A 17,659-nucleotide genomic window follows, 5' to 3' on the forward strand; every position below is an offset into this window, starting at 1 on the left:
AAACCCGCTATTCGATTTTGCTCTCGTTTTTGGAAATTAGCCTGTACACCGGGTGGAAAGAAACGCAGCGCTGACAGGGTTTATGAGGCTATTTTTAAGCATCTGTATTCAAAAGGTTACAAAACAACCCTAAAAAAACCTAAGAAAAAACAGAACTCAAATTTTTGTAACAATAATTAACGGCAGCGGTACCAACGTTAAACAATTAATTGTAGATAATCTGGCGTACAGATTACCGCCGTTTGTTGTTTACGCGAATAAACAAAAAGCGGAAAAGTACAAAAAACAACCACTGCATTTTTTGGTGCGGCTTGTGGTATACTCCGCGGCCTTAACTTTCATCGTCGCGCTCAAGCGCTGTTTTATAATGAGGAAAATAAATGAGCACACCTGAATTCGCCACTGCGGAGAATAACCAAGAACTGGCACAGGAAGTAACCTGCCTGAAAGCGCTGTTGACGCTTATGCTACAGGCAATGGGTCAGGCTGACGCCGGTCGTGTGATCATTAAAATGGAAAAACAAATCGCGCAAATGGAAGACCAGGCTGAATCAGCGGTATTTGCCAATACGGTTAAGCAAATTAAACAAGCTTACCGCCAGTAAAAAAAACGGCTGGATGCGTTGCATTCAGCCGTTGTCCTCGTCTGCCACGCAGAACGTCTTTTGCTTCAGATAAGCCCCGTCGCCGCCGCATAGCAGGCAATCTGCGTTTTGTTGGGTGCGTTGAATTTCTTCTGCATATTCTTCTGATGGAAGTTAACCGTATTCTCTGAGATTGAGAGAATAATTGCTATTTCCGCAGAGGTTTTTCCTTCCGCTGTCCACTTCAGAATTTCCCGCTCGCGTTTGCTGAATTTCATCTCGGGCGGCATTACCGTCTCGTGTTCAAATCGAAGTAAAGACGTTAAGGCCATTTGCACCAGCATTTGTAAACGCAGCTCTATTTCTTCGCTGACGAAGGTATTCTCCACCAGGCTAGTACGCGATACAGAAAGGAAACCCAGCGCATGATTGGGTAGCATCAGGCATTGTGTTATTCCCTTGCGTAAGCCGTGGTCGCGTGCCCCATCCCATAATGCCTGAGCATCAGTGAATAATTCATCAGTCCAGGGTAAATGCCCCTGAACGAAATTCTCAGGTTTCAGCACCGGGTCGATGGCGAAATAATTCTCTGACTGATATTGCGCTAACCACTGTGCGGGGTATGTGGTATGCACAGAAATCTTAGGGCGTGTAAATGGCACTGGATGACGGACGCAGAGAGCGAAATAATCAAATTCCAGTTCCTGAGTTTGTCTCTGAAGTTCGAGATAAACCTCGTCGGCGGTTGTCATTTCCTGAAACCGGAGGAAGCATTCCCGACGCCATGTGAAAAAGTCTGTATCCTTCATACTTACTGAATGAAGCCTCTGATAAAGATAATCATTATTATGGTGAATATAAACTAACACATAAAACTTATTTAGATATACAAAATATCGGCTATATGACTATTAACTTCAGTTTTAATACGGTTAATCCGAACTGTGCGGAATAAAAAAACAATACGAAAGCGCTCGGGGGAGAATAATTTGCTCCAGGGGATAAATCTGGAGCAAATTAGTGCATAAATGCTACTGCATAAGGAATTTTTCGAGGAATTGCCGGGTACGCGGCTGTTGTGGGTTAGCAAATAAGCTTTTTGCCGGCCCCTGCTCTACAATTCGCCCCTGATCCATGAATATAGCCCGGTCGGCCACATCTCTGGCGAAGCTCATCTCGTGCGTCACGATAACCATTGTCCGTTTCTCCTTCGCCAGCTGACGGATAGTGTTGAGCACCTCCCCTACCAGCTCAGGATCAAGTGCAGAAGTGGGTTCATCAAACAGGATCACATCAGGGCGCATGGCCAAGGCGCGGGCGATGGCGACACGCTGCTGCTGGCCGCCCGACAAACGACGCGGGTAGCTGGTCTCCTTCCCGGCAAGCCCCACTTTCGCCAGCAGTTCGCGAGCGCGGGCTGTTGCTTCGTCTTTAGGCTCACCTTTTACGATGACCGGCCCTTCGATAATGTTTTCCAGCACAGTCCGGTGCGGGAAAAGATTAAAGCTCTGAAAGACAAACCCGACATGCTGACGCAAGCGGCGGATCAGCCCTTTCTGCTGGTTGATGGACTTCCCGGTATCGATGGTGATATCACCCACGCGAATAGTTCCACCTTCCGGTTGCTCCAGCAGATTGATACTGCGCAACAGCGTGGTTTTCCCGGAGCCGCTTGGCCCGATAATCGCTACCACTTCCCCTTGCTCAACTTCAAGGTCGATACCGTGCAGTACCGTCTGTCCGTGGAATTTTTTCACCAGGTTTTTGACGTCGATAGCACTCATTTCGGATCACGCTCCTGGCGGTTAAGCTGGTTTTCAAAATAGTTTTGCAGTGCAGACAGTACCGTCGCCATCACCCAGTAAATCAGCGAGGCCGCCAGATACATGGTGAACACTTCGAGCGTACGCGAGGTAATAAGCTGCGCCTGGCGGAACAGCTCAGGCACCTGGATAGTCGCCGCCAGCGAGGTGTCTTTCACCAGGCTGATAAAGCTGTTGCTGAGCGGCGGGAGCGCCACGCGTGCCGCCTGCGGCAGAATCGCCCTGCGCAGCGTCTGCCACGGCGTCATACCGATACTGGCCGCTGCTTCCCATTGGCCTTTATCAATAGAGGAAATCGCCGCGCGCAGAGTTTCCGAGGTATATGCCGCGGTATTCAGCGACAAGCCGATCATCGCCGCAGGGATCGGATCAAGCTCAATCCCAAACTGCGGTAAACCGTAGTAGATCATAAAGAGCTGGGCGATAAGCGGCGTTCCGCGAAAGACAGAGATATAAAACCGCGCCAGCCAGCGTACCGGCAGCACCGGCGACATCCGCATCAATGCCAGCAAAAACCCCAGCACCAGGCCAAAGAACATCCCGCCGATACTGAGCTGTAATGTAAATACCGCGCCTTTAAGCAGGAACGGCAACGAATCAATAACCAGTTGAATACTTTCTTGCATTATTATTTTTCGACCTGATGTTTAGACATGAGGATGGTAGGCAAACAACGCGGGTGCCCCGCCAGTGTGAACAAATAAGATCGGGCCTTCATCCTTAAAGCGTTTCTGCGCAACACCGTCGATAAGCCCTGCCATTGCCTTGCCGGTATAAACCGGATCAAGCAGGATGCCTTCCAGGCGCGCCAGCAATTTTACCGCTTCCATGCCTTCTTCATTTGGCGTGCCGTAGCCTGGGGCAAAGTAGTCATCCCAGAGAATAATATCGGCCTTCGCCTGAAGTTCGAGCTGCTCTGCCACCGACTGCTGCAAGGTCACCACTTTCGGTTTTTGATCGGCAACGCTTCGGGAAACCGTCACACCAATCAGCTCAGCGTCAGGCATCAGTTGCTCCAGACCTACCGCCAGCCCGGCGTGTGTTCCTGCGCTGCCAGAGGCGACCACCACCGAAGACAAATTAACTGCGCCTTCACACTGCTGAGCAATCTCCAGCGCGCTTTCCACATAGCCCAGCGCCCCCAGCGCATTCGAGCCGCCCACCGGAATAACATACGGACGAAAGCCCTGCGCTTCCAGGCGCGTGGCCAGCTCATCAAGCTGTGCCGTCGGGTTGGTCAACGCGTCACACATTTCGACCTGGGTATTAAACAAGTCCAGCAACAGGCGGTTGCCGTTGGTCAGGTAATTTTCTGCGCGCGTGCCAATCGGGTTTTCCAGCAGAGCGACACAATGCAGGCCCAGTTTTGCCGCCACGGCTGCCGTCTGACGTACATGGTTGGACTGAATCGCCCCGGCGGTCACCAGTGTATCCGCCCCTTCGCGCAGCGCATCTGCGGCCAAAAACTCCAGCTTGCGCAGCTTATTGCCGCCCATCGCCATTGGCGTCACATCGTCACGTTTAATAAAAATATCACGCCCTAAATAATCAGAAAATCGCGGTAAATACTCCAGCGGCGTGGGTGCGCCAATAAACTCCAGGCGTGGGAAGCGCGTTAAATTTTGCAGTGACATGGATCCTCCGGTAACGCTGTCTTTATTAGATACTTTTTATTATGCACGCAGACGCGTAAGAAATAAAAAAGGCGCTTTTAAAAGCGCCTTTTTTTTACAGCCAACGACTTATTTCGTGACGTCAGCACCGAACCACTTCTCAGAGAGCGCCTTGAGGCTGCCATCCTTTTGCATGTCGGCGATGGCCGCATCAATGGCTTTCACCAGATCGTCGTTGCCTTTACGCACTGCAATACCTGATTCCTGACGAGAGAACGCATCACCCGCTACGGCCAGGGTGTTGTTGGTTTTCTTCACCAGATCCAGCGCCGCCAGGCGGTCAACCAGGATGGCATCGATACGACCAACTCGCAGATCCTGGTATTTAGTTGGGTCATCATCATAGGTACGGATATCAACACCCTGCACGTTCTGGCGCAACCACTCTTCGTAGTTCGTCCCCAGACCAACACCCACTTTTTTGCCTTTCAGGTCAGCAGCGGTTTTGATGGTGCCTTCGTTACCTTTCTTCACCAGCGCCTGGATACCCGACACGGTATATGGCGTAGAGAAGTCATACTTCTTCTTACGCTCATCAGAAATGGTCACCTGGTTAATCACCACGTCGATACGTTTAGAATCCAGTGATGCCAGCATCCCGTCCCATTTGGTCGGTTTGAGCGATGCTTTCACGCCAAGATGTTTCGCCAGCTCTTCGGCAAACTCCACTTCGAAACCGGTCAGTTTACCGTCATCGCCCTGGAAGCTGAACGGAGGATAGGTTCCTTCCAGCCCAACCAACAGCGTGCCGCGTTCTTTGACTTTATTCAGTAGATTTTCCGCCGCGAACGTTTTCACGCTCATGCCAGCGACCAGCGCAACTGCCATTACACCCATCAGCGCCTGACGACCCAGAAGTGCTAATTTCATAATTACCCCGATATAGTGGAATTTTTGAGTAGTGTAGTGAATTCGCCTGCAACGTCAAAGGCGGCTGCGCTACATCTTATTCTTTTTTAATATATATCAGAAGTTGTCTCTGCGTGGACTTTCTGCTTCCCCACACCCGGCATTTGTACCTTATATTGCGCGTACTTGCGCAATGCAATGCGGTAGTTATTGGTGCTGGTTGCAGGCAACCACGGCTCCAGATTTTCATCCAGATAACCGGTCTTAAGCAGATCGCGAGAAATGTTATGCACGGTCAGATGCTGGCCAAGGCGACGCAGGCGAACCACATATTCGCGCACAGTGCCGTGACTCATCTCCGTTTGTTCAAACAGGAATTGTTTGAAGCCGATAATGTCGAAGAAGTCGCTTTGCTCTTTGCAGTGTAAATCGCCACAGAAACGGCAAAGCGCCACCCACTCTTTTTGCTCTTCAAACCATGCTGATTCATCCATCAACGTGTCGAGGCGAGAGATCGCAATTTTGTTAACGATTTCGCCACGACGAACCAGCGTGATACGGTCGAGTAATTTATTACAGTGGGCGCAATGCGTCTGGCTGTGTTTAAAGTCTTTCAGGTAGCGGCTTAGAGGCCGTCTTTTTGATTGCTGCACCGTCATGATAACTCCTGGTTGTCAATACGTTGTGCGGCATTTCTCAGGTGAATCAATCACCTATAACTTACCCAGCTTAGTACGTAAGCGCTTAATGGCCTGGCTGTGCAGCTGGCTGACCCGCGACTCACCCACTTCAAGAACAGCGCCAATCTCTTTGAGGTTGAGCTCTTCCTGATAATAGAGGGTCAACACCAGTTGTTCACGTTCTGGTAAAGCTTCAATAGCTTCCATTACGCGATGGCGTAAATTACCTTCCATTAAATGGTGTAACGGGTTTTCTTGCTGGTGTTCATCTGTTACCAGCTCGATGCTATCGCCATGCTCTTCACGCCACTCATCATAAGAGAAGAGTTGGCTATTATTGGTATCGAGCAACATCTGACGATACTCTTCAACAGCAATGCCAAGACGTTCCGCTACTTCAGTTTCCGTCGCGTTGCGTCCCAGTTCCTGTTCCAGCTGCCCCATCGCATGTGCCACTTCGCGTGCGTTGCGGCGAACACTGCGCGGCACCCAGTCACGGCTGCGCAGCTCGTCCAGCATCGCACCACGAATACGCTGTACTGCGTAAGTCGTAAATGCCGTTCCTTGCAGAGCGTCGTATCGGTCAACTGCATTCAATAACCCGATACCGCCCGCCTGTAGCAGATCGTCCAGTTCCACGCTCGCCGGCAAACGCACCTGGAGGCGCAATGCTTCGTGACGCACCAGCGGAACATAACGCTGCCACAGCGAGTGTTTATCCATTACACCATCAGCGGTATAGAGTGAATTCACGATAAACAGCCCTGCGTTAATTGAGTTATCGGCATGATTATCCGATTCTGCAGGGGTTTTAATTGGGTGAATAGTGGGTGAAATGAGGGGTTATTTGGGGGTTACGAATGAATTCAAGCGGAAAAAAACCCCGCCGAAGCGGGGTTTGTGCGTAATCAGGCGATTAGCCCTGCAGCAGAGACAGAACCTGCTGAGGAACCTGGTTAGCTTTAGACAGCACGGAGTTACCAGCCTGCTGAACGATCTGCGCTTTAGACATATTTGACACTTCGGTCGCATAGTCGGCGTCCTGAATACGGGACTGCGCTTCAGACAGGTTAGTGGTGGTGTTGTTCAGGTTGGTTACAGCAGAGCTCAGACGGTTCTGTACCGCACCCAGAGAAGAACGGAATTTATCAACAGAAGCGATAGCTTTGTCCAGCAGAGCCAGTGGGTTCTGAGTTGCAGTACCTTTCAGCTCAGCAGTTGCAGTAGCGCCGCTCAGTTGCAGAGTACCGGTAGCAACACCAGTAGTTGGAGCTGCTACGCCGCTGTTCGCCAGAACGTCAACACCGGTAGCGCCAGCCTGGTAGTTTTTACCCTGGATGGTTACGTAACCAACAGCTGCACCAGCAGAGTCAGAAGTTACTTTGATCAGCTGACCGTTCTGAGTCGCGCCAGTAACACCATTGGTAGCGTCATCATAGGTCACGTCAGTGGTGTTCAGGTTAACTGCACCGGAGGTCGCGTCTACAGATACAGAGTAGTTGTCGGAGCCAGAAGATACTACGAATGTACCAGTACCGTTACCAGCAGAGTTCTGAACTTCGTGCAGGCTCAGGGTGCTTGCATTCACGCCCAGTTTAGTTGCAACTGCGCTCAGGTCCACGTTCTTCGATGCAGCAGTGGTATCGCCGATCGTAGTGATAGAATCGCTCAGTTTCAGGGAGTTCTGAGAAACAGAGAAGCCGCCCAGGCCCAGAGTAGAAGAGTCGATTTTCTGCAGGTCGATGTTGATGGTCTGGCCATCGTTCGCGCCAACCTGAATCGCCATAGAACCGTTTTTAGCCAGTACGTTCACGCCGTTGAACTGAGTCTGACCAGATACGCGGTCGATTTCAGACAGACGGGATTTGATTTCGTCCTGGATTGAAGACAGGTCAGAATCGGAGTTAGTACCGGTAGTTGCCTGAACAGTCAGCTCACGAACACGCTGCAAGTTGTTGTTGATTTCAGACAGTGCGCCTTCAGTGGTCTGTGCCAGAGAGATACCGTCGTTTGCGTTACGTGCAGCCTGAGTCAGACCTTTGATGTTAGAAGTGAAGCGGTTAGCAATCGCCTGGCCCGCAGCGTCATCTTTAGCGCTGTTGATACGCAGACCGGAAGACAGACGCTCGATAGAAGAAGACAGAGCAGACTGGTTCTTGTTGATGTTGTTCTGAGTGATCAGCGAGAGGCTGTTGGTATTAATGACTTGTGCCATGATTTCGTTTCCTGTTGTTCATCAAATCTGTTTGGTTAGATTTGGGTTTCCACCCTTCGGCTTCATCGCCGTCAAAGGTGTTATCGTCTGGTCCAAAACAACCTTTAGAATTTTTTTCAGGATCTCGAATATTTTTTTAGCCACGGAAATACTCTTCTCTATTAGCGTTATTCCCGCCATTAAAAAAAAAGAATTAACCGTAAACTTTCCCCTGATGAAGCCGATAACCCCAGTATTCGTTCTACGTGTCGATACATTAAGGAATAAATATGGCAAGTATTTCAACGCTGGGTGTGGGCTCGGGTCTGCAATTAAGCGATATTCTGGACAGCCTGACAGCCGCAGAAAAAACGCAGCTGACCCCGATTTCAAATCAGCAGTCGTCTTATACCGCCAAGCTGAGCGCTTACGGCACCTTAAGTAGTGCTGTGTCAGCATTCCAGACGGCAAACACCGCGCTGAATAAAGCCGACCTGTTTACTGCAACCAGCACGTCGAGCAGCTCCACCGCGTTTAGCGCCACCACAACCGGCAGCGCTATTACGGGTAAATACACCATTAGCGTGTCACAGCTGGCTAAGGCCCAGACACTGACAACCAAAAGCACACAGACCGATACCAAAACGGCTATCGCCTCAGCAGACAGCAAGATCACCTTTACTGCAGGTAACGGAAAAGACCCGGTAACGGTGGATATCAGCGCGGCAAACTCCTCGCTGTCAGGCATTCGTGATGCCATCAACAAGGCTGATGCCGGCGTAACCGCCAGTATTATCAACGTAGGCAATGGTCAGTATCGTCTGTCTGTCACCTCAGCCGAATCCGGTTCTGATAATGCGGTAAGCATCAGCGTAAGCGGTGACAGCGCCCTGCAATCCTTTATGGGTTACAACGGCACCAGCACCGATGCCAGCAACGGCATGACTGAAAGTGTGACTGCGCAAAACGCAAAACTGAAAGTGAACAACGTTGATATCGAAAACAGCAGCAACACCATCAGTGATGCGCTGGAAGATATCACCCTGAACCTGAATGACGTCACCACCGGCAACCAGACGCTGACTATCTCAAAAGATACGTCTAAAGCGGAAACTGCACTGAAAGCCTGGGTAGATGCCTATAACACGCTTCAGGACAGCTTTGCGTCGTTAACCAAATATACTGCCGTTGATGCGGGCACCAGCTCACAGGATTCAAGCAACGGCGCACTGCTTGGCGACAGCACGCTGCGTACTATCCAGACTCAGCTGAAAAGCCTGCTCACAAACTCTGCGGGTGGAACGGCATATAAATCTTTAACCCAGCTTGGCATTACCAGTGATCCATCAACGGGTAAATTGACGCTGGATAGCACTAAACTTGAAACTGCCCTGACAAACAACCCATCAGCAGTGAAAGATCTGGTTGTGGGTGATGGTAAAACGACCGGCATTACCACCACCATGGCGACCAAGCTGACTGACTGGCTCTCAACGAAAGGCATCATTCAGGCTGCAAAAGATGGCGTCAGCAAAACGCTGAACAACCTGACCGATCAGTATAACGCCGTGAGCGATCGTATCGATGCCACCGTGGCACAGTACAAGGCCCAGTTTACCCAGCTGGACGTATTGATGACGTCACTGAATAACACCAGCAGCTACCTGACTCAGCAATTCGATACATCATCGTCCAGTAGCAAAAGCTAATCACACCCGAGGGGGATAACATGTACGGCGCAAAAGGCACGCAAGCCTACGCAAAAATAGAGGTTGAAAGCGCGGTGATGAGCGCCAGCCAGCATCAGCTGGTTATCATGCTATTTGATGGAGCCCTCAGCGCGCTTGTACGCGCGCGTCTGTTCTTGCAGGACGGCAATATCCCGGCTAAAGGACTGGCGCTTTCGAAGGCCATCAACATTATCGAGAATGGGCTGAAGGTTGGCCTGGTCGAAAATAATGGGGATGAGCTGACACAAAACCTGATCGCACTTTATGCCTATATGGTAAGACGCCTACTGCACGCCAACGTGAATAACGACGCCAGTGCCATCGAAGAGGTGGAAAACTTGCTGCGCAATATCGCTGACGGGTGGAAGGAAGTTGCCGGTTCGCCACAACTGATTCAGGACGCCGTCTAATGAGTAATGCACCGCAACTCTACACCCTTTATCAGCAGCTCCTGGATCAAAGTCAGATGATGCTGCGCCTTGCTCGTCAGGGTTTATGGGATGAACTGATCGCCTGTGAAACCGATTATGTTAATGCGGTGCACTCGCTGGCTCAACTCACAGAAGAAATTCAACCCTCTTCACAAGTGCAGGAACAACTTAGCCCTACCCTGCGGGTGATCCTGGACAACGAAAGCCAGGTCAAAACGCTGCTGCAAAACAGAATGGATGAACTGGCAAAGCTGGTTGGTCAAAATTCTATGCAAAAATCAGTTCTTTCTACCTACAGCAACCAGGGCGGTCATGTTCTGGTCCCGCAAAGCAATCTCGATTTAAATTAGCCATCCGCTGGCGAACGAGCATTTCTCGCTTCGTTCGCCAGGCATTTCTGCATGACCTATCCCATACTTGAGTTTCGCGACCTCATGGAGATGGTACATGCGCAATCCAACCTTACTGCAATGCTTTCACTGGTATTACCCCGCTGGCGGTGAATTGTGGCAAGAAGTGACAGCTTTAGCCCCCAATCTTAACGAAATCGGCATCAATATGGTCTGGCTTCCCCCGGCTTATAAAGGGGCATCGGGCGGGTTTTCTGTTGGATATGATTCTTATGATCTCTTTGACCTCGGTGAATTTGATCAAAAAGGATCTGTTCCCACCAAATATGGCGACAAGGCGCAGCTGCTGGAAGCCATTGCCGCGTTAAAAAGCAACGATATCGCCGTGCTGCTGGACGTGGTGGTGAACCATAAAATGGGTGCAGATGAGAAAGAGCTTATTCACGTTCAGCGTGTAAACGAACAGGACCGCACGCAAATTGACGATGAAATCATTAACTGCGAAGCCTGGACCCGTTACATCTTCCCTGCCCGCGCGGGCGAATATTCGCAATTTATCTGGGATTTTAAATGTTTCAGTGGCGTTGACCACATTGAAAATCCCGACCATGACGGCATCTTTAAAATCGTTAATGACTACAGCGGTGAAGGCTGGAATGACCAGGTCGATGATGAGATGGGTAATTTTGATTACCTGATGGGCGAGAATATCGACTTTCGTAATCATGCCGTGACCGAAGAGATAAAATACTGGGCACGCTGGATAATGGAGCAAACCCAGTGCGATGGATTTCGTCTGGATGCGGTAAAACATATTCCGGCCTGGTTTTACAAAGAGTGGATTGAGCACGTCCAGGAGGTAGCCACGCACTCCCTCTTTATTGTGGCGGAATACTGGTCTCATGAAGTGGATAAATTGCAGAACTACATCAACCAGGTTGACGGCAAAACCATGCTGTTTGATGCGCCTTTGCAAATGAAATTTCACGAGGCCTCACGCCAGGGGCGTGATTACGACATGAGCCAGATTTTTACCGATACACTGGTTGAGAGTGACCCTTTCCATGCCGTTACTCTGGTTGCAAACCACGACACCCAACCCTTGCAGGCACTGGAAGCACCGGTTGAATCCTGGTTTAAACCGCTGGCCTACGCCCTGATATTACTGCGTGAAAACGGCGTACCGAGCGTGTTCTACCCGGATTTATTCGGCGCAAGCTATGACGATGTGGGCGGTGATGGCGAGACTTATCATATTGATATGCCGGTTATCGAACAGCTCCACGAGCTTATTCTGGCGCGCCAGCGCTTTGCCCACGGTATTCAGACGCTGTTCTTTGATCATCCAAACTGTATTGCGTTTAGCCGTAGCGGGACGGAAGACTATCCTGGCTGTGTGGTGGTGTTGTCTAACGGTGATGATGGGGAGAAAACCCTGTGTCTGGGTGAGAACTACGGGAATAAAACCTGGCGTGATTTTTTGGGTAATCGCGAAGAAACCGTCACAACGGCAGCGGACGGTGAAGGGATTTTCACCTGCAACGGCGGAAGCGTTAGCGTGTGGGTGATGGAGGATGTTCTGTAAAAATCAGCGGTGATTTATAGGCCGGGTAAGGCAGAGCCACTACCCGGCAACAACGCTTAAGGCAGCTTGCTCTCCAGCGGATTTTTGCTCAGGTAATCTGCGCATTCCACGGTAGGACGGTCAACCTTTTGCAGTTCCAGGCCATCGTACTCCAGCGTTGAACCATCGCGTTCAAGCGGATAGATATCCAGTTTACTGGTCACGTTATAATAGCTGTCTGAACGCAACATGATTTTCCCCGGCACAGCCAAAACACGCTGCCACTGACGACAATCCAGCGTATCGCCCTCTTCCGTTACCACCAGCGTGGCAATCGCCTTCGGGCTCACCATTTTGCTTTGCGGCCCTTTCGACTGCCAGTACCCCGCCAGATGCTTCGGAACCGGATGCTTGATGACATCCTGATAGTTATCCACCTGAACACACCCGGTCAACGCCAGCAGCGCGCCAGCAATTGCTATTTTTTTCATCATCTTTCCTGCGTGCGAAGAAAAAAAGATTGTGGCATTAAAGCGTTGAGGGTGCCAGTGGAAGATAATTTCCAGCCATGCTCAGGATTGTTTTTTTGATGAAAACTAGCAGAGCACTGTATGTAATTACAGCTCAATTAATAATCATATGTTTGACGTTATCGCAAGCAGTCTGTTATTTACAGTGAGCTAACTCGCTATGCTGTTAATAACATTGATTCGTTGGATGACGGGTTGGGATAAAGCGTCTATCATCCTTATCTTATTTTTTGCCAGTTTTGGCGTTTCGGAATGATGGTTACAAAATGAGCTACAAAAAATTCAGGCTCGATATCAATGGGCTGCGAGCTTTTGCTGTCCTGAGTGTCGTGCTATATCACTTTGGTGTTCCCTACGTTTCTGGAGGATTCACAGGAGTTGATGTATTTTTCGTAATATCCGGTTTCCTGATGACGGGTATCGTACTTGAGAAAGTTGACCATAAAGGTATCTTCGATTTCTACGTTGCTCGTTTTTTACGCATTGTCCCTGCGCTGGTCGCAATCGTATTAGCGTTGCTGATATTTGGCTATTTCTGGTTAAGCACCAGTGAATTTGAGCTGCTCGCCAGAAATGCCACCGCATCCTTGTTGTTCTATTCGAATAATTATTACGCTGCTCATTCAAGTTACTTCGACCCTTCTTCAGATCTCAATTTCTTGTTGCATACCTGGTCATTGTCTGTTGAATGGCAGTTTTATTTGATCTACCCGCTGATTGTTTTAGCCATCAAGAAAAGCCGGCTTCCGGTATCTCTCTCCATTCTGGCGCTATTTTGTTTGTCTCTGGCGTATGTCGCGCTCGGGTTATCAGGGACGAAAGAGGATCTTTTCTACCTGCTGCCAACCCGAGCTTGGGAAATGCTGGCGGGTGCTTTGGTGTATATCATTAGCAGCCGTGGTGCACTTACGAACTTCAGGCACCTGTCTAAGCTCAACATTCCCGGCCTGCTGCTTATTCTGTTTTCGCTCTTTACAGCCGAGGGATCGCAGGCATGGCCGGGGCTGGCAACGTTGATTCCGGTAGCAGGTGCAGCGCTGGTTATCCTTGCGAATAACCAAAACGCCTATCTCATTAAAAACAAAGCTGCCCAGTTTATCGGTACCATTTCCTACTCCTGGTATCTCTGGCATTGGCCCGTGATTGTGGTAATGCGTTACTACAGAGTAGAGATGAATGCCATTAACATCAGTGCAGGGATTTCCGTATCATTCATTCTGGCCGTGATCTCTTACTATCTTATCGAGATGCCATTCAGAAAAAGAAACTGGCTTCGCACCGATTTTGTCAGTGCCATCGTCATCACCACCTGTGCTTTTGTGGTGGTACAGACCAACGGTGCAACGTTCAGATTCAAAGGTGATATGAATGATGTCATCACCTACCGGTTCAATAATAAAGAGTGGCGACCTGACACTTGCTTCCTGAATCCACGGCAGGATTATTCAGAATTTTCAAAGTGTCAGGATAAAATGACCTCAGAGTCGATTGTAATCTGGGGAGATTCTCATGCAGCGCAACTGATGCCTGGATTTAGAGCGGTAATGAAAAATGAGAATTTGACGCAACGAACATCCAGCCTGTGCGGGCCGTTGTATGGTGCAGAAAATAACCAGCGCCCTTTCTGTAAAGACATCAATAAAAATATTACTGCCGAATTGTTACGCGTTAAGCCTAAACTGGTGGTTCTGGCGGCATTCTGGTCTCAATATCCGTTTAAGGATTATCTTGCTGACACACTGAAAATGTTGAGTTCTGCGGGTATTCGTACAGTCGTGATCGGTCCTTTCCCATACTGGCATGATCCGCTGCCTAAAGTCATTGAGGCAAATGGGTTAACTCCGCAGGGAACACTTCCTGTTGCTCTCTTTGATTCATCCAAGAATGTTCTGGGTAATGACAAGCTTATTGGAAAAATAGTGAGTGCCTCATCCAACTCAGCCTATATATCTGCCATCGGTATCATGTGTAGTAAGGCTACATGTAAAGTGACGGCGGGGAAAAAACCAGTGATTCCTATGCAGTGGGATAATACACATCTGACTTATCCAGGGTCTACATGGTTCATTAAGAATATATCAGAAAAGCTAAATTGATTAAAAATGGGGTCATAGTCCTTATGCCCCCTCTTTTCTTCTTTGCACTTGATTTAATAATGCTTAAATTTGCATTATGAAACAAAAAAACCACTGATAATAAAATTATCTCAACAAAATATTAACCTCTTAAATGGGAAATAATTTCTGCCATTACATTTCATTCGCTATGAACTACCAACTTTTGTAAGTAATATTAAGAATTATCTGACTCAACTTCTAACAGATGATACAATACTAAACTCATCATCTAAGAAGATGAGTCATAAATCCGTCGTACTAGATTGTCTCTGGTAGAGACTTTAAACTCCAGCATGGCAATTATATTTCAAATTTTAATTATTGATTATGAACAATACTAAAAGCGAAATAAAATCCATAGCATTTCTTCGTGGATTAGCAAGTCTTTTGATTGTGCTATACAATCAAATGAATTCATTTAATCAGCTAATGAATGATGAAATGCGTGCAGCATGTTTAATATTTCTTGATAACACCATACCTATTTTATTTTCATATGGAATTATCGGAAAACGATCAGAAAAAACTTCAGCCATATAATATTTTAAATACAAAATAAGCGTGCATTAGTATAACGCCAGCACACTTTAAGAACTTTACTATGGTGTTTTTTATTAATTATAAGTGATTACGAAATGTCCAAAACATCGCATAAAATATATTTTATAGAAGTACTAAGGGGGCCAGCGGCTCTTTTGGTTGTAGCTTATCACATCACAGGCATTCTAATGGGAGCCTACTCTTTCTGGCCTGGAATGGGACGAGACCTTTTTAGAAATGGTAATATCGGTGTTGATATATTCTTTATGATCAGCGGGTTTATCATATGTTACGCAACCAGGAATAAAGAGGATAATTATCGCTCAAGTTTTATCATACGGCGATTTTTTAGAATATATCCGCTATTTATCATTTGCTTGACAATTGCTTGGCTAACTTATAACTCTGGGTATGATTATTTAGATTATCTACACTCGGCTACTTTAATGCAAAACAACTATGCTGGTAAAGCTCCATTCTTTGGATATAATATCCTATACCCCGCATGGACAATAGCATATGAAGTAATGTTCTACTTCGTATTTTATTTTGGGATGTGTATTAATCATAAATACAGAGGGTTTATTACTGCAATCCTTTTACTCATGGCCATGAGTACAATACAAATATCGTTTAAAGGTGAGTTATCTGTACATGGTCATTTTTCATCATATAGTCCAGATATGGGTGTATTTTCTCCTCCCTTGACACTTTTGGGTTCTCCTTTAATGTTGGAATTCATTATTGGAATGGGATGCTACTATCTCTACAATACCCTCAAAACAAGTAAGAACATCACTGTTTCATTATTATTTCTGACCTTATCAGTAATTGCCATTTCAATGATGTACTTCGTTGATCTTAATAGCCATGGAATTACTGAGAAGGGAATTGTTGCTGCGGCCATATTTATACCACTCATGCTTTCCGAAATGACAGGAATGAAGCTGAAGTCTAAAGTATCAAGATTCTTTTCAGATATTTCATATTCACTGTATCTTACTCATGCAATGGTTCTTAAGTACTACACCATTTATCTAAAAGACATTGGGATCAATGACTTCCCTAAAGGAGTCCTTTCATTCTTCTCAATTTTAGCAGTCTGCATAGTGGTTGCTTACATAGTACACATCACAGTAGAAAAATGGTTTATAAACATTGGGAAGAAAATTATTACCATTCTTTCTACTAAAGAAAATAATAACTCCCTGGAAAAAAAACCTACGTAATCGATCCCTCCACAACGTTGGTCACCCAACGTTGTGGAGGATATGTAGAAAGCGGATTCCTGCTACAAAGAATTGACCAAGTTCCTTTCAGTAGTCAGTCGTTCTTTTAACATGAATTTTCTCTCGATAAACAGATATGACGCAGTACTTAACGCAAGTATCGCAGGAATAGTGATTGCTATAGCGACCTGAAATGACACACCTGACTTAATCATTGGAGAAAACAAAACTGTGTATATAATTCCGTGAAGCAAATACACGCTATAACTAATTGTTCCAAGTATTTTCATACTTCTGGTTTTTAGAAAACCCAAAATACTATTCCCACTCGATATAATCATGAATGCAATCCCTATTAATATTGTAGGGACATGTGAATATGGGGTATCGAACAAATAAATACATACACCAAGTGCTGCGACAGCAATTACTGAAAAAACAGGTGATTTAAGTTTTTTTATAAAGCCAGGGTAGAACTTATAGATGTGTGCACATGCTGCACCTATGATAAAGCAAAGCACATGAATTTGGGGCCATAATCCGATCTCTATATTGACCCCATAGATGAATGCCAAAATAGCCAACATCATGCATACAATAAACATTGATGATTTTTTACTAACAGCAAACACTGAAAAAGCAGGGATTAGGAAATAGAACATCCATTCATAAGACAGCGACCAGAATACTCCAGCCACAATACTTTTACTCAGTGGAAAACCATTAATATTTGGCGTGCCAAAAAAATCAAATGTCAACCAGTAAAAAGAAACTCTTATATATGGATAAATATCAAATGGTGTCTTTACGGTTAACATTACATAGAAAATCGAAAATAACACAACTACTATATAAAGAGGCACGATCCTGAAAAATCGCTTGATATAAAACTCTCGCCAGTCGATAGTGTCTACCCGACAAAGGATTTTACCCCAAAAAAGAAATGAAGTGATCATGAAAAATATCGATACACTTCCTTTCCCAAGGTAATCAACAAGAACCTGCAAACGTCCACCGCCGATATAATTTATCGACCATTCACCATGCTTTGCATACCAATAAAAGAAAAATGAGTGATGTATTGCGACTAATATTGCAGCTAACCCTCTTAATCCATCCAGAGTATCAAACCTTCCATTTCCGTTTAGTTCTTTCTTGAAATATTCTCCAGAAAAGTTTCGCATCGCAAAAGAAAAAACAATGCCTACACATACGGTCAGAACAATACTAAGAGACATAAAAGAGTGTTCCATCTATCAATCTCATTGTTGTACCTTATTAATTATGTAAATCGTAGCATCAAGATTAAAAATGATAACTATATATGCATAAAATATTACTGTTCGAATAAACAGAACGATAATG

General features: G+C 46.8%; 18 protein-coding genes. 8 read left to right on the forward strand and 10 right to left on the reverse strand.

Annotated features, from left to right (window positions below; genetic code table 11):
• Positions 1 to 313 precede the first annotated feature (313 nt).
• Together ACT9TW_RS19810 and ACT9TW_RS19815 are read left to right on the forward strand one after the other, a co-directional pair.
• Positions 314 to 394: a hypothetical protein gene (locus tag ACT9TW_RS19810; RefSeq protein ID WP_420712946.1), complete on the forward strand. Its 81-nt coding sequence runs from the start codon at positions 314 to 316 to the stop codon at positions 392 to 394.
• Positions 381 to 605: a DUF2594 family protein gene (locus ACT9TW_RS19815; RefSeq protein WP_182061560.1), complete on the forward strand. Its 225-nt coding sequence runs from the start codon at positions 381 to 383 to the stop codon at positions 603 to 605. Before ACT9TW_RS19810 ends, ACT9TW_RS19815 begins: the two co-directional genes overlap by 14 nt.
• 65 nt (positions 606 to 670) lie before the next feature.
• On the opposite strand, the gene sdiA is transcribed toward ACT9TW_RS19815, so the two are convergent.
• From sdiA to ACT9TW_RS19855, 8 genes are all read right to left on the reverse strand, one after another.
• Positions 671 to 1,393 carry a transcriptional regulator SdiA gene (gene sdiA, locus ACT9TW_RS19820; RefSeq protein WP_446493462.1) on the reverse strand — a complete coding sequence of 241 codons (723 nt, stop codon included), beginning with the start codon at positions 1,391 to 1,393 and terminating at the stop codon, positions 671 to 673.
• A gap of 222 nt (positions 1,394 to 1,615) precedes the next feature.
• Positions 1,616 to 2,368 carry an L-cystine ABC transporter ATP-binding protein TcyN gene (gene tcyN / locus ACT9TW_RS19825; RefSeq protein ID WP_446493463.1) on the reverse strand — a complete coding sequence of 251 codons (753 nt, stop codon included), beginning with the start codon at positions 2,366 to 2,368 and terminating at the stop codon, positions 1,616 to 1,618.
• Entirely contained in the window at positions 2,365 to 3,033 is a 669-nt protein-coding gene (gene tcyL, locus ACT9TW_RS19830; RefSeq protein ID WP_446493464.1) for a cystine ABC transporter permease, read from the reverse strand. Before tcyL ends, tcyN begins: the two co-directional genes overlap by 4 nt.
• Before the next feature lie 21 nt (positions 3,034 to 3,054).
• Positions 3,055 to 4,041 (reverse strand): D-cysteine desulfhydrase, encoded by a 987-nt coding sequence (gene dcyD, locus ACT9TW_RS19835; RefSeq protein WP_446493465.1) that lies wholly within the window; start codon positions 4,039 to 4,041, stop codon positions 3,055 to 3,057.
• Positions 4,042 to 4,149: 108 nt separating this feature from the next.
• Positions 4,150 to 4,950: a cystine ABC transporter substrate-binding protein gene (gene tcyJ / locus ACT9TW_RS19840; RefSeq protein WP_446493466.1), complete on the reverse strand. Its 801-nt coding sequence runs from the start codon at positions 4,948 to 4,950 to the stop codon at positions 4,150 to 4,152.
• An 86-nt stretch (positions 4,951 to 5,036) separates the two neighbouring features.
• Entirely contained in the window at positions 5,037 to 5,588 is a 552-nt protein-coding gene (fliZ, locus tag ACT9TW_RS19845) for a flagella biosynthesis regulatory protein FliZ (RefSeq protein ID WP_182061566.1), read from the reverse strand.
• Between the two features lie 54 nt (positions 5,589 to 5,642).
• A complete protein-coding gene (locus tag ACT9TW_RS19850) occupies positions 5,643 to 6,362 on the reverse strand; it encodes an RNA polymerase sigma factor FliA (RefSeq protein ID WP_014070758.1) in 720 nt (239 codons plus the stop codon).
• A 163-nt stretch (positions 6,363 to 6,525) separates the two neighbouring features.
• Positions 6,526 to 7,824: a FliC/FljB family flagellin gene (locus ACT9TW_RS19855; protein WP_440675675.1), complete on the reverse strand. Its 1,299-nt coding sequence runs from the start codon at positions 7,822 to 7,824 to the stop codon at positions 6,526 to 6,528.
• A gap of 269 nt (positions 7,825 to 8,093) precedes the next feature.
• Between ACT9TW_RS19855 and fliD the strand changes: the two genes are divergently transcribed.
• The 4 genes from fliD to amyA all read left to right on the forward strand — a co-directional run bounded on the left by fliD (position 8,094) and on the right by amyA (position 11,899).
• Positions 8,094 to 9,512: a flagellar filament capping protein FliD gene (gene fliD, locus ACT9TW_RS19860; protein ID WP_446493467.1), complete on the forward strand. Its 1,419-nt coding sequence runs from the start codon at positions 8,094 to 8,096 to the stop codon at positions 9,510 to 9,512.
• A 20-nt stretch (positions 9,513 to 9,532) separates the two neighbouring features.
• Positions 9,533 to 9,943, forward strand: a complete 411-nt coding sequence (gene fliS / locus ACT9TW_RS19865) for a flagellar export chaperone FliS (protein ID WP_182061569.1) — start codon at positions 9,533 to 9,535, stop codon at positions 9,941 to 9,943.
• Positions 9,943 to 10,314 carry a flagella biosynthesis regulatory protein FliT gene (gene fliT, locus ACT9TW_RS19870; RefSeq protein WP_446493468.1) on the forward strand — a complete coding sequence of 124 codons (372 nt, stop codon included), beginning with the start codon at positions 9,943 to 9,945 and terminating at the stop codon, positions 10,312 to 10,314. The genes fliS and fliT overlap by 1 nt, the downstream gene beginning before the upstream one ends.
• A gap of 97 nt (positions 10,315 to 10,411) precedes the next feature.
• Positions 10,412 to 11,899: an alpha-amylase gene (amyA, locus tag ACT9TW_RS19875; protein WP_446493469.1), complete on the forward strand. Its 1,488-nt coding sequence runs from the start codon at positions 10,412 to 10,414 to the stop codon at positions 11,897 to 11,899.
• A gap of 56 nt (positions 11,900 to 11,955) precedes the next feature.
• Here amyA and yedD read toward each other — a convergent pair whose 3' ends face one another.
• A complete protein-coding gene (gene yedD, locus ACT9TW_RS19880; RefSeq protein ID WP_182061572.1) occupies positions 11,956 to 12,369 on the reverse strand; it encodes a lipoprotein YedD in 414 nt (137 codons plus the stop codon).
• Between the two features lie 305 nt (positions 12,370 to 12,674).
• Between yedD and ACT9TW_RS19885 the strand changes: the two genes are divergently transcribed.
• Together ACT9TW_RS19885 and ACT9TW_RS19890 are read left to right on the forward strand one after the other, a co-directional pair.
• Positions 12,675 to 14,504: an acyltransferase family protein gene (locus tag ACT9TW_RS19885; protein WP_446493470.1), complete on the forward strand. Its 1,830-nt coding sequence runs from the start codon at positions 12,675 to 12,677 to the stop codon at positions 14,502 to 14,504.
• A gap of 656 nt (positions 14,505 to 15,160) precedes the next feature.
• A complete protein-coding gene (locus tag ACT9TW_RS19890; protein WP_446493471.1) occupies positions 15,161 to 16,294 on the forward strand; it encodes an acyltransferase family protein in 1,134 nt (377 codons plus the stop codon).
• Between the two features lie 62 nt (positions 16,295 to 16,356).
• Here the strand turns inward: ACT9TW_RS19890 and ACT9TW_RS19895 are convergent, their stop codons facing one another.
• Positions 16,357 to 17,532: an acyltransferase family protein gene (locus ACT9TW_RS19895; RefSeq protein ID WP_446493472.1), complete on the reverse strand. Its 1,176-nt coding sequence runs from the start codon at positions 17,530 to 17,532 to the stop codon at positions 16,357 to 16,359.
• Positions 17,533 to 17,659: the final 127 nt, after the last annotated feature.

The sequence above is a fragment of the Enterobacter sp. C4G1 genome (genome assembly GCF_052886895.1).

Coding starts and splice junctions, on each gene's coding strand:
- ACT9TW_RS19815 (WP_182061560.1), top strand. CDS start 381: ATGAGCACACCTGAATTCGCCACTGCGGAGAATAACCAAGAACTGGCA.
- sdiA (WP_446493462.1), bottom strand. CDS start 1,393: ATGAAGGATACAGACTTTTTCACATGGCGTCGGGAATGCTTCCTCCGG.
- tcyN (WP_446493463.1), bottom strand. CDS start 2,368: ATGAGTGCTATCGACGTCAAAAACCTGGTGAAAAAATTCCACGGACAG.
- tcyL (WP_446493464.1), bottom strand. CDS start 3,033: ATGCAAGAAAGTATTCAACTGGTTATTGATTCGTTGCCGTTCCTGCTT.
- dcyD (WP_446493465.1), bottom strand. CDS start 4,041: ATGTCACTGCAAAATTTAACGCGCTTCCCACGCCTGGAGTTTATTGGC.
- tcyJ (WP_446493466.1), bottom strand. CDS start 4,950: ATGAAATTAGCACTTCTGGGTCGTCAGGCGCTGATGGGTGTAATGGCA.
- fliZ (WP_182061566.1), bottom strand. CDS start 5,588: ATGACGGTGCAGCAATCAAAAAGACGGCCTCTAAGCCGCTACCTGAAA.
- ACT9TW_RS19855 (WP_440675675.1), bottom strand. CDS start 7,824: ATGGCACAAGTCATTAATACCAACAGCCTCTCGCTGATCACTCAGAAC.
- fliD (WP_446493467.1), top strand. CDS start 8,094: ATGGCAAGTATTTCAACGCTGGGTGTGGGCTCGGGTCTGCAATTAAGC.
- fliS (WP_182061569.1), top strand. CDS start 9,533: ATGTACGGCGCAAAAGGCACGCAAGCCTACGCAAAAATAGAGGTTGAA.
- fliT (WP_446493468.1), top strand. CDS start 9,943: ATGAGTAATGCACCGCAACTCTACACCCTTTATCAGCAGCTCCTGGAT.
- amyA (WP_446493469.1), top strand. CDS start 10,412: ATGCGCAATCCAACCTTACTGCAATGCTTTCACTGGTATTACCCCGCT.
- yedD (WP_182061572.1), bottom strand. CDS start 12,369: ATGAAAAAAATAGCAATTGCTGGCGCGCTGCTGGCGTTGACCGGGTGT.
- ACT9TW_RS19885 (WP_446493470.1), top strand. CDS start 12,675: ATGAGCTACAAAAAATTCAGGCTCGATATCAATGGGCTGCGAGCTTTT.
- ACT9TW_RS19890 (WP_446493471.1), top strand. CDS start 15,161: ATGTCCAAAACATCGCATAAAATATATTTTATAGAAGTACTAAGGGGG.
- ACT9TW_RS19895 (WP_446493472.1), bottom strand. CDS start 17,532: ATGTCTCTTAGTATTGTTCTGACCGTATGTGTAGGCATTGTTTTTTCT.